5 protein-coding genes are annotated in these 11,083 nt (G+C 54.2%); 1 reads left to right on the forward strand and 4 read right to left on the reverse strand.

Annotated elements, in window-relative coordinates:
- Positions 1 to 400 precede the first annotated feature (400 nt).
- A complete protein-coding gene (locus RMSM_RS16070) occupies positions 401 to 1,747 on the forward strand; it encodes a hypothetical protein (protein ID WP_201767041.1) in 1,347 nt (448 codons plus the stop codon).
- A gap of 1,050 nt (positions 1,748 to 2,797) precedes the next feature.
- Here the strand turns inward: RMSM_RS16070 and RMSM_RS38550 are convergent.
- The 4 genes from RMSM_RS38550 to RMSM_RS37000 form a co-directional block, all read right to left on the reverse strand.
- A complete protein-coding gene (locus RMSM_RS38550) occupies positions 2,798 to 7,132 on the reverse strand; it encodes a sulfatase-like hydrolase/transferase (protein ID WP_144057694.1) in 4,335 nt (1,444 codons plus the stop codon).
- A gap of 58 nt (positions 7,133 to 7,190) precedes the next feature.
- The gene (locus RMSM_RS39875) at positions 7,191 to 7,388 is read right to left on the reverse strand and encodes a hypothetical protein (protein WP_144057695.1); all 198 of its coding nucleotides are present in this window, start codon (positions 7,386 to 7,388) and stop codon (positions 7,191 to 7,193) included.
- Positions 7,389 to 7,507: 119 nt separating this feature from the next.
- Positions 7,508 to 8,941: a sulfatase-like hydrolase/transferase gene (locus RMSM_RS16080; protein ID WP_008698225.1), complete on the reverse strand. Its 1,434-nt coding sequence runs from the start codon at positions 8,939 to 8,941 to the stop codon at positions 7,508 to 7,510.
- Positions 8,938 to 11,083, reverse strand: a 2,146-nt coding sequence (locus tag RMSM_RS37000) for a sulfatase-like hydrolase/transferase (protein WP_144057696.1), incomplete at its 5' end; no start/stop codon positions are given. The genes RMSM_RS37000 and RMSM_RS16080, both read right to left, overlap by 4 nt.

Genomic DNA, 11,083 nt, shown 5'->3' on the forward strand with positions numbered 1-11,083 from the left:
GGTCACGCGAGCGCGTCGTCAATGGAAGCCCGACAGCCGGGGTTACTACACCCGCCAAATCGGCTGGAAGCTGAGCAAATCCGGCGTCCGGCAGCAGCATAAATTCATCTTAGGTACCGACCTTCGCCAAGCTGAGATTCGCGAGGTTAAGCTCCGGGAGATCTGGACGGCGATCGCAAACCGTTCCCGTGAACCGAACCCGCTCTGGTCTGGAACCGACCTGGAGGTAGCCCGAGCCGCGGCCAAGGGGGCTAGTGAATTTATCTTGACGCGTAACGTCGGTGAATCGCCGACGAACTATGCGCAGCGACTGCGGAGGTTCCAGAAACGCGTTACTGGCATCGTGGTGACACCGGAAGATCGACGCGCCTGGCGAATCGGAGACGAGAATCTGGCGAGATTGGAAGCAATCGATGACAATGGCCAGCTCGCGACCATCGACACACTGCTCGACAACGTGGAGCCAGCAAAAATTCTGGCGATGCGAGAGTCTGAGAGGGTACTCGTTGCTGCTGGTATACCGCTCACCGCATCCCAAACAGGTTCCTCGACCGTCCAACCTTTCGTTGGCGACGAAGTGCCTGCCAGCGAACGGCATCAGTCGCCTCGGCCAGGGGCGACTTCTTGCGTGAAACCGCCGGGCGCCATCGCGACCGCAGTGTCATTGCACCAAGCAATGAAGCAATACCAGGAGTACCTAGAACGTGAGTTCCACCGCCCAGAAACGAACCAAATTTCCCCCTGGGGCAAAACCCAGGTAAAGCAGGTAGATACCCTGATTCAACATCACGGGGACCGCTCAATTGGCGAGTTGGACGCATCCGAAATAAACGAACTAATCGGGTACTGGCGTCGTCGCCCCTGCAAGCTCAGAACGACGACTCCGATGACGGCGAAAAGTTGCAAAAACTATCTGAGCGCACTCACTCGCTTCTTGAAATGGCTGGACACCAGTTCGCGGTTCGATTGGACGAAACCCATTGCCTTCGGCGACATGGACACGCGAATCAGACGACTTGCTGTCGACCACGCACGAAAAAGCCTGGAGCAGGTAGACACCTTCTCACTTGATGAATTGAAACTGCTGATGCGTTACGGCCAGCCGTTCGATCGGCTCCTGCTCCTGCTGGGGCTCAACTGCGGCTTCGGTCGTGCAGAGATCGCGTCAATACTGGTAGGCGAAGTTCATCTATTCTCAGCACACTCGCCCCGTCACCAGGAAATCCTAGACTTCAAATCGACGGCAGAGGATTCCTTCATCAAGCGGGTACGTCGCAAGAGCGGCGTTTATGGAGAACACATTCTCTTCCCATTGACCGTCAAGGGCATCCAGTGGGCAATGAAGCGTCGCAAAGCATTCCCTGGTTACGGAGATCATGCCGTTCTCGTAGTCAATAAAGCGGGCACCGCCCTCGATCAGCCCACCAAAGCCGGCAACGCAAACCAAATGATCCCGAATCACTTTGATCGGTTGATCAAACGCATTCAAGTCGATAGCCACGATATTCGGCCGTTGTCGTTTGGAAAGCTCCGCAAGACTGGCAGTCAACTTATTAAACGTTTCTCTGACGGAGAGATCATGGGGGTATTCGATTGTCATGGGCAACCCGTCAAGAGTGACGCCCTAACCGATGCGTACAGCAATCGTCCATTTGGTCGCGTGTTCACCGCGATTCGAGACGTTCAAGAATATCTGCAGCCCGTGTTTAAGGAAGCGGGCGAAACTCCGTTTATCAGTCGGAGCTAAACATCAAGCGAGTAACGATCGCAGCCATCGCGAGACGTTTAAGTATTCATGGAAGCTTTCAGCGACGAACGCACCAAATGTTCACGCCTCGAATAGGCAGGGCAATGCGAATCGCTTTAACATCCGGCGAGTCCTCGTATTGAAGCGCCTTCCCAGGGCAGGGTCTAGCCATGAACAACAATCAGCCGCTGCGATTCTTCAACGAGGTTTCATGTAATTCACCTCAGCCGACGATCAGGGCTAGTGCACGGCTTCGACCTCAAAAAACCACTGAGAAATGCACGGTTCTTTTGCGATCCTCGGTGATTCTATTTCCGGGCTAATTACCTGCAATTCAAGCAAATGGGGCAGTATTAATTACACTTTACTCCTGATGGAAGATGACCTCCAGTTGTCCCCCACCATTCCACGTTAGCAGCTTCAAATTTCATCCGAAGCTTGAATGAACGATTTAAAGCAAGAGGTGACAAGCGAATGCGGGTGGTTGCTTCGGATACACCGGAAACAACGGTTTTCGTGAAGACTCTCAATTTGACTTAACTCAGAATGCAAGAATCGAGAACCTAAATCCTGAAGCGGTTTTCGCCCGTTTAAGTTACGCTTAATTCGGATTGGACTCCGTCTGTGCCGGGATGAATTAATTCAGCCCCCGATCCCAACTATGTCCCCAAGTTGTCCCCAGTGCCAGGCCTCCTGCGGGACACCGCCTTCGCGGCTTCGGTCGGTTACACCGACCGCAATTAGCCTGGAGCGTAATCCGCCTCGGGCGATGCACCCGCCTGCACGAACAAATCGACATTCGTGACATCGGTGAAAGGATCTCCGCGCGCATGAGACCTGAAGAATCTGCCGATATCCGAACCCGAGAAATGGTTCTCGCGTATTTGTGGGTTAACAGTTGAGCTTGCATTCGTCCCTAAAAGGCCCGTCACTAACTGCGTCTTCCAGAGTCGAGTGAGGCCAAGAAACGTGGCGGGTGGCCCGGTCTCTGTGTGTCAACACAAGGGCCACCCGCAAACGCCTCAAAACTGCATAAATCTTCGACAGGGCCTATTGATAGTCGAATTGAACGGTTGCAGAGGTATCACTATCGCAGACAGCTCGAACCCAGCAGGCCGAGAACGCTGCCGGAAACTCGTGACGAGCTGCAGTTCCCTCTGGGACAGTGAAGCTCTTGTAATTCACCCACAGGCCATTTCCGTCCAGATCAATCTGCAGAGTGATGGTGGCTGCACCGGAGTGGGCGTGGGAAATTGAGGCGGTCTTCTGATCGTAACCTTTCATCAGGTACGGATCCGAAGGGACGCCGGCTTTGACGTTCGTTTTCAACCACGGGGCACCCTTCCCGATGGGCTTGCCGAATTTCCAGAGGTCGTCGATTCCACCGAACCACAAACCTGTGTTGTGTGTTTCGTCGCGGAAAATGTGACCGCCGTTCTTTGCATCAGGCCGAATTCCAGACAAGACAAGCAGGCCGTTCCAAGAACAGAAGTCCGTGATTTGCTTTGAATGGCTAGAGACTGGTCGCATGAGGTTCCAAGCAGGGGGCGCACCGTTTGTGACCAGTGGGATTTCGTAGAACGTGCCGTGGATGTTCGCGAAATGGCGTTCCGATTGAACTTCGCGTGACGCTCGCGGCCATCCCGAGGCGAACGGCTTGTCGTAGGCGACGTCACCTTTGGGCAGTCGATACGTTTGTCCTTGATAGTTCACAACCACCGATGCATCGTCGACCGTGAATTCAGGTTCGATGTGTAGTTTTTCAGCCAGAGTTGCGTCAGGTTGCACCGGTTCAAATTCGAATTCGGCTTTGCTAAAGTCGAAGAAGCGATCGTCGTCGGTGATGACTCGCAGATCACGGTTGCGTTTTGCCGGGTATGCGAGACCGGTCAGCACGCCCGTGTCTCGAACGTCCGCCAGCCCAGCGAACAACGCTTTGTTTTCTGGCTTGCCTGCGTCCGCGTATTTTGCCGTCGTTTGATGCAAGAAGGCAGTAGCGACGCAATCGCGGTCGGTGCTCAGTCGCATCCAGACTGCATCAAAATCGTTCGGCAAAACTTTTCCGACGTATCCGTTTCCGGGCACCTCGATGGTCTCAAGGTCGGTCCACGAACCGTCGCCGTTTCGATCGACTTGAAGATTGAACCGAACCGGGGCAGCATTGTCCGCGATGTCGGCCACGCCGGCCGATGCAGTGGCGACGCTGGTTGTGCCCAGGGCGGAGACTCCAACAAATGTTTCGTCTTGAGATTTCACAAACGCGATGTGAGGTAGGCTGTAGGCGCCTTTGCCGTGCTGGACCGCATTGCCGGGTATTACAATTTTGCCCGCTGGAAACTGCCGTGCATAAACTGAATCCCGCACGTTCTTACCCCAAGTTATCGAATAGTCCGTTGGCTTCCACGATGGCGGCAGTGGCGGGTCGCCTCCACTGTCAAGCCGCCCGTCAACCGCAAGGTAGACCGTTGCGGGTCGGTCGATCACAAACTCGTAACCCTTCGCAGGTTCGCGCCAGTTGCCGCGATCAATGGTCACTCGTGGTAGCTCGGCGAGTTCGTTCGGTAGCCCGGTGATCTCGAAGTCCTCGGTTGTTCGGAAAGCCTTCGCTTCGATGGGACTCTTTCTTCCGACGGCAAGGTGCACGATGCGCCGATCAAATCCAGATACCAGAAATGGGTCCGACGGTGTGTTCGCTTTCACGTCGTCTTCGATCCAAGGTCCGCCATACCCGCTTGCGGGCCCCCAGTTCTTCAATTCCTCGTATTCGCCAAACCAGAGATTGCTTTGCGGTTGGCCGGCAAGCGGGTTGCCTTGAATACTGGTTTCATCGGTGGCCAAGACCAGTTTTCCGTTCCAGTCACAGAAGTCCGGAACGTATCGCAGGTGGCTTCCGATCGGTTTGATGCCGGCTGAGTTGGTGGCGGAGAATGTTTTTGGAAAGTCGTAAAACATCCCATGCATGTCCATCATCCAACGGCCATCGGTGATCTCACGAATACGTGGCCATTCGGTGTACCACCCATGACTGGCATCGTTGCAGTAGGCAGCTTTGGGCAGCAGATACGTGTGCCACTTTCCGTCATCAAGAACCTTCAGTCGTACGCTGCGGCGATCCCAGCCCATCGTCCAGATCGGATCGTCGCCATCGCTGCCACCGGTGATTCCTTGGGGGCCGGTTACTTCGGTGAACTGTCGGCGTTCCACAATGTTCCAGTTCGTTCCGTCAAATTCTGCGAGGACACCGCGTTCTTCGGGTGACTTTGCTTTTCCTCCAACGAGCACATCGTTGTAATCACCCACATGGAGCTCGCCGTTATTCGAAATGACAAGTCGTCCCTGCGATGTATAGCCGCCTTTGCCGTGCCAACCGGGGACGGGCTTCTTGAATAGTCGCGTCACAGAGAGCGTGTGAATGTTGGCTTCCCAGATGGAGCCTTCCATATCGATGTAGTAAACCATGTTCGCGGGATCTTTCAGGTGACGCGCGATCGCCGTGACACGGATGGGCATGTCCTTGGGCTGAATCGTGCGCACGTTTCGATCTGCATCGATCAGATGATGACCGATCAAAAGTTGGTTTGATTCGGCATGGATCATACGTCCGGCTGGCGTACCACCGACGCTTTCGGGATGCACGGTCATTGGCTTGCTGAGATCCGGGTCCACCGAAAACAGTTTGTGCTCGCTGCCGCGGGGCATGTGCGGCGCGTAATTGACCATCCACAATTTTCCTGCCCACGGAACAATGGCTCCGATGCCACATTCGTTATGGCCGTCTTTGTAGTGACCACCGTTTTGGCTGTAGACACCGTAGGTCGTCACGTGTGGGTAGACGCCGCTGATATGAATATCGGTACGCGGAGTTGACACTGCCGTGGCGACTGTCTCCCGTGATTCGGCGGCGCTAGCCGCGGTTGTCTTCGGAGGATCGTGTTTGGACTGGTCGCCTTGGCTGACGGGGCCAGCGGCGAGCGTCGTCGGATCGGGTTGTGCTGCGATCTTTCTCTTGGAGGACTGCAACTCGGTTGCCAGCCGGTCCACTGTTTGGCGGTGTTCTGGCTTGCCCGCCAGATTCTCCATTTCGACCGCATCGGATTGGAGGTCATACAATTCGACAAGCTGATTCGTGGGATCTTGTTCCGGCTTGGTTTCGATGTACTTCCAGCGTTCGTTGCGCACCGCCCACAAAGGTTGACTACCCAGTTGCGGTGTCGGTGCTTCGTAAAGAAAACTCGTTCGCCAGTCGTCCACCGAATCACCTGCGACGATTGGCAATAGGCTGCGACCGTGCAGTGCTGCGGGAACAGTCAAACCGGCTAACTCGTAGATCGTTGCCGTCAAATCGATATTCAGCACCAGTTCATCAGAGACCATTGCCGATGTCTTAGGTCCGGCGATCGCCATCGGAACTCGCATGGATTCCTCATAGGGCAGGACTTTGCTGGTCGTGCCATGTTCTCCAAGAAACCATCCATTATCGCCCATGAAGATGACCCATGTATTCTCCTTCCGATTCTTGACTTCGAGTTCATTCAACACGCGACCGACCGCAGCATCCATCTGTTCGACACTGGCCCGATAGTCGCGGATGTGGTTGCGAATATTCGACGGATCGTCGTAACCGTATTCCAATGCCCGTGTGCGATTGCGGGCCGACTTCAGATACTCGGGTTTACCATCGAGATCGTCATTCCACGTTTTAGGCAGAGGCATTTCATCGACCTTGTAGCGATCGAGGTACTCCGGCTTTGCGGGCCACGTGTGCTTGCTATCCATGTGAGGGACCTGCGTGCACATCCACAACACGAACGGCTTATCTGCGTCTGCTGCCTGGCGAATGAAGCGGATGGATTCATCCGCCGTCACATCGTCGACAAATCCGGGCATGGTTCTGGTCTCACCGTCGATCGTGAATCGGCGGTTGTACCACGTTCCGTTAGAGCAGCAGGTCGATACGAAGTCGAAGCCACATTCCCGTGGCGTCGTCTTAAGGTGCCATTTACCGGTGACTCCGGTTGCATAGCCCGCCTTACGAAGCGACTGGGCGAAGGTCGTTTCGCCTTCATTGAGCGAAACGCTGCCAAAGGAAGTCACTCCGTTGGCGCTTCCGTATCGCCCGGTAAGACAAGCGGCTCCGCTGGGCGAGCAGATCGCCAGGGTGACAAACGCGTTCTCAAAACGAGTGCCATCGTGGGTGATGCTATCGAGATTCGGCGTGTGTATGCGCCGGAGATCGGGAGCTCCGTAGCTGTCCCAGCGATGATCGTCTGTCAGTATAAAGACGATATTGGGTGAGCCAATTTGTTGAACCTGGTTCGGCTCATCGGCAGGAACCGAGTACACGGAGCCGAGCAGTATCACCAGGCAAATCGAGAAACGGATCATGACCTTTTCAACTCGCATGAGAGGATTAATGGACCAACGATAGATACCAAGCTCTTTGTCACTCCTCGGTTACACTCGACGCATCATTTTCTGCCTCGTTTTGAGCGTTGATTGCATCCCAGTCAACGTCACTCGGAGGGGGCAGTTTTCTTGCTTGAGTATTTTTAGAACATCCAACCATGGTCAGGGCACACACCATGATTGCGGGAACAAGGGTCACGCGAAACAGACGCGCCGCCAAAGTTGGTCTCGTCATCAAATTCTGTCCTGTCGTTAGAAACGGTGACCGAGCTAAAACAACCGACGGGACTATCCGGTAAAAAAAGCGAATCATACTGAGTAAGACGGCACGTCTCAGTGGAAAAGATCTCGACGTCATTCGGGTTGGACAATTGAATAGGATGCGTCATAGGCGGAAAAGATGCTTTTCATCCAACGATTGCTACTGAACCAACGAGGAGTATGCTCAAAACTGGATTCCCAGTGCGCTAGCTTTCGCATCAGCTTGGCGACTTGTTCGGGGCGCTCGCACGCCAAATCACTTTGCTCGCTGGGATCTGTTGACAGGTCAAACAGCATTGCTGGCAGATGCGGAGTACGAATCAGTTTCCAATCGCGATCGCGGATTGCTGCGCCGCGATGCGTGATCCGCCAGTAGAGCGTTTCATGCGGAAAATCATCACCTCGCTCTCCCCTCAAAAACGGCAGGAGATTAACGCCATCGTAGATTCGTTTTCCTTCCTTGCCGCCCGTCAATTGCCAGGGATTTCCAGCGGCGGCTAAGAATGTCGGAACAAGATCGAGAGAGATAAAGGGTTGCTCGTAGGTGATGTTCGCTTTCAATCCGCCAGCAGGCCACGAGAAAATAAATGGCACGTGCATGCCACCGTCAAAAAACATAGCCTTTTGACCACGAAGCGGGGCGTTGATCGAATGGTCAATGCCGTTGGTGACACCTCCGTTGTCGCTAAAGAAAACGATTAATGTATTCTCAAAACGATCGGTGTCTTTCAGGCTTTGAACCAGTCGCCCAATATTTTCATCAAGACAGTGCTGCATCGCACAGATTGTTCGGCGCTTCTTGCTTTCGATGTGTTGGAACTTCGCAAGGTCCTCATCCTTTGCCTGCAGCGGCGTGTGTGGTGTATCGTGAGCGAGGTACAAGAAGAAAGGCTGGTCATCCTGAGTGCGTTGGATGAATTCAATTGCTTCCTTGGTATACCAGTCGGTCGTGTACGGAACATCGATCGATTTCACCGGTTCACTTTGCCGATAGATCGCATTGTCCGCCACCTTCGGGAAGTAGCCGTGGCCTTTGTATCGGCCAAAGTAGTAATCGAAGCCACGCTGGTTTGGATGCATCGCTTCGCGGTTCCCCAGGTGCCACTTCCCGATGCACGCCGTTGCGTAGCCGAGTGCCTTCAACCGATCTGCGATCGTGACTTCTTCAGTCGGAAGTCCGATGTGGTCGAAGTGGTAGTAGTCAGCAGCTCCAACAATGTTGTGCTCGAATCCGAATCGATTCTGGTATCGACCGGTCATCAATCCTGCTCGAGACGGTGCACAGACGACTCCGGAAACGTATCCCTGTGTGCATCGGACACCGCCGTCCGCCAGCGCATCGATGTTAGGCGTCTGAATTTGCTTGGAACCGAAACAACTCAAGTCGCCGTAGCCCATGTCGTCAGCGAGAATGATGATCAAGTTGGGAGGGTCAGCAGCGCGCGATGCAACAAGCGGCAGAATCGCGAGGATCAAAACACCGTACAAACGAATCGCAGGAAACGAAGACAACACATATTGCGTCATTGGCTCACCAATTTAGTGCCCAACTCTTTGAGTCCTGTGTCATTACAAGATTCGATCCATTGGTTCAGCTGTATTACCAAACGCCCTTTGACATCTTCATGCTGTGCGTCATCGGCAAGATTGTTGATTTCGTGCGGGTCAGCTTTCAGATCGTAAAGCTCTTCCTCAGGTTTAGTCCCGGCCAAAACCAGCAACTGAGTTTGAGTCAGCTCTCCTCGTTCCCTCAATTTCAACATGATATTACGCATTGGCCGGTGCTCTCGAGTGTACTTGCTCTCGGTGTATCCCAATTCAGGGACATAGTTGCGAATGTATTTCCAGCGTCCGTTGCAAACGCTGCGAATGTGGTCCTTCACCTCACCGCCAGCGTCTCGCGCAGCAAAAATTAGCTCGCGAGTGAAACGATCGTTCGTCAAGCTTTGCCCGTCCAGTTTCTCTGTCGGCGTTGCATTTGCCACGTCAACCACCGTCGCTGTCACATCCAACATGCTGACCATGCCGTCGACGACGTCACCGGACCGTTTTCCGCCGGGCCATTTGATGACCAGGGGCACTTTCAGGCCAGGTTCGTACAACCAGTTCTTTCCGCGTAGATGACAGCGTCCATTATCGCCACAAAAGATGATCATGGCGTTGTCGTAGCGGCCTTCGCTTTCGAGTCGGGCGAGGATCTCACCCACTTGCGTGTCGACGTATTCGATTTGGTCCAAATAGACCGCCCAGTCGCGTCGAACTTCCGGGACATCTGGAAAATAAGGTGGTAGTCGAACGTCATCGAGCGGGACCGGATCTTTCGATTGATCCCTGATTTCATCCCACTTCTTTCCTCGGGTGTCCATTCGGTGGGTTGCAGCCAAAGTAATCTGAGCGAATACGGGTTTTTCGGGATCGGCTTCTGCCCAATCGTTTCCATCAAACAGTTTTTCTGCGGGCGTGAAGTTCAAGTCGGTCTTTCCGGAATACCCGCAGCCCTTGGCGGAAAAGTAGCCGGCCGACCGCAAGTACTGAGTGATCGCGGGGAAAGTGAAACTGCCAATGCGACGATGATCATGTGCATCGATCCGCGTTTGGTAGACACCGGACATCATCGCGCTACGCGAGATCGAACACGCCGGCCCAGTGCAATAGGCACGCTGGTACCTCACCCCGTCGTCCGCTAGTAAATCGATATTAGGCGTTTGCACTCCGGGCTCGCCGTAGCAGGAAAGCTCGTTGCTGATATCCTCCGCCAAAATCCAAATGATATCCGGCTTTGATCGATTGGTTTGATCGCCGTTTTGAGGCGACTTGGGAGCCACTTTCTTCTCGGACGGACGTAGCACCACAGCATCGATATGCGTCACGCCGCGGGCACCATCCGAATCGATGAGCACTTTTCCGGAGTCATTGGCCTTGAACTGGTAAACCCCCAAAGACCGAAAGTGTGTCTCATCGTCGGGCTTCCCGGTTTGATCGATCGTGATGCGATGTTCTCCAGTGGCATCGGTCACTAAGACGGCAAGTTGGCGTGCTCGGTTTCCATGAGGATGCCAGTTGATTTGCACTTCATAGAAGCCCGGTTTTTCGACGTTGACTGGATAAGTCGCCTTTGCTCCTCCGCCCCATGAGTACAGGTAGCCCTGGCCAACGTAGTTCGGCAAGTCGCCATCGGATCGCCAATCGCCAACCAAGGTCGCTTGCTCGTCGTCGATCACTATTCCGTCGATATCACTGGCCAAAAGCGATCCGCGGTTTGCAACGGTAACACCTTCGGGAACGTAAAGATCACCGGCAACGGAGTCGCGTCGCAAAGCTCCGGGTTGCCTAATCAATTCCTTAAGTTTTGGCAGATGATGTTGGTAAACTCCTCGGGGTGTAGTGTTGTATCGCACGGCGACCCACGCGGCGCGCCCTACGGTCTCACCCATCATCCCGCACGTTCGCATCACGCGGATGGCGCCCAATCCATCGTGAGTGCAACTGACATCTCGACCAGCCATGAATAGGTTGTTGACGTTGCGACTATAAAGCGTTCGGTATGGTGCCCAATATGGTCCTTGATAGTGGTATTCCTTGCTGTCAGTCGCACGCGAAATAAACGGCTCTTCAACCGCATCATCCGAGAATCCCTCGTCCGGATGATGGAGGTCGATGTGCCAAGTG

Origin of the sequence: Rhodopirellula maiorica SM1, assembly GCF_000346295.1 — a bacterium.
In the GTDB taxonomy this organism is placed as follows: domain Bacteria; phylum Planctomycetota; class Planctomycetia; order Pirellulales; family Pirellulaceae; genus Novipirellula; species Novipirellula maiorica.